This is a genomic window from Aquiflexum sp. (assembly GCF_977115555.1).
Window position 1 is genome coordinate 1 of record NZ_CDSBKL010000641.1, and the last position, 1,454, is coordinate 1,454.

Genomic DNA, 1,454 nt, shown 5'->3' on the forward strand with positions numbered 1-1,454 from the left:
CGGGGCTGTTTTTTTTATATTTGCACCCATGCAGGCATCCTCTTACCATGTTGAAGAATATCACTCCCTTCCGGATTTGCCGGGGGTGTACAAGTATTTCAATGCCGAAAATGAACTGATCTATGTGGGAAAGGCCAAAAGCCTGAAAAAAAGAGTCGCCAGCTATTTTGTCAAAAGCCTCGGGCTCAACTACAAGACCAAAAGGATGGTCAAAGAGATCCAAAAGATCGAAATCACCATCGTGGACAGCGAATTCGATGCCTTGCTCCTGGAAAATAACCTGATCAAAAAAATCCAACCCAAGTACAACATCATGCTCAAGGACGATAAGACCTATCCTTATCTCCTGCTGACCAATGAGCCTTTTCCACGCCTGTTTCCCACCCGGAGGATGATCACGGGAAGAGGCACGTACTTCGGACCCTTTGCCAGTGTCAAAGGGATGAACAATGTCCTCGAACTCATCCGCGGGATCTTTACCATCCGCACCTGCCGCCTGGACTTGAGTCCTTACAAGGTCAAAGAGAAAAAATACAAAGTCTGCCTCGAGTATCATATCGGCAATTGTCTCGGACCCTGTGAAGGCCTGCAGGCAGAAGCGGATTACCTCAAAGACATCGAACAGGCCAAGCATATCCTCAAAGGAAACCTTGCTGTAGCCAAGACGCATTTCAAAAAGAACATGCAGGAAGCGGCCGAAAACCTTGCTTTTGAAAAAGCGCATTATTTCAAAAACAAACTCGAACTTCTCGAAAAATACCAGGCCAAATCCATGGTGGCCAATCCGGCGATCCATGACCTCGACGTTTTTGGGATAGAGTCGGATGAAAAGTCGGCCTATGTCAATTTCCTCAAAATCAAAAACGGTGCGGTCATCATCACCAAAACCGTCGAACTCAAGAAGAAACTCGACGAATCGGAAGGGGAACTTCTCCTGACGGCCATCATCCGGCTTCGGGATCAATTCAACAGCGATGCGCAGGAAATCATCGCCAACATTCCTTTGGAAGAGGAATTTGAAGGCCTGAACTTTGCCGTACCAAAGATCGGGGACAAAAAGAAACTCGTCGAACTCTCTCTCAAAAACGCCAAATACTACAAAAAGGAAAAACTCCTGGCTTCGGGCGAAGTAAAGGACAAAAAGAACCGCGTCCTCAAGCAGCTGCAATCCGACCTTTCCCTCAAGGAAATGCCCGACCATATCGAGTGCTTTGACAACTCCAACATCCAAGGCACCAATCCCGTGGCGAGTATGGTCTGCTTTATCAACGGCAAACCTGCCAACAAGGAATACCGCCACTTCCATATCAAGACCGTCACCGGACCCAATGACTTTGCGAGTATGAAGGAAATCGTGGGCAGAAGGTATCACAGGATCCTCGAGGAGGCAAAACCACTGCCCAAACTCATTGTCGCCGAGGGTGGCAAAGGACAACTATCCTCTGCCGTGGAGG

The 1,454-nt window shown here is 48.1% G+C and carries 1 protein-coding gene; it reads left to right on the top strand.

Going from position 1 to position 1,454, the window contains the following annotated elements:
• Window positions 1-28: 28 nt before the first annotated feature.
• Window positions 29-1,454, top strand: a 1,426-nt coding sequence (gene uvrC / locus ACZFYI_RS20345) for an excinuclease ABC subunit UvrC (protein WP_462525946.1), incomplete at its 3' end; no start/stop codon positions are given.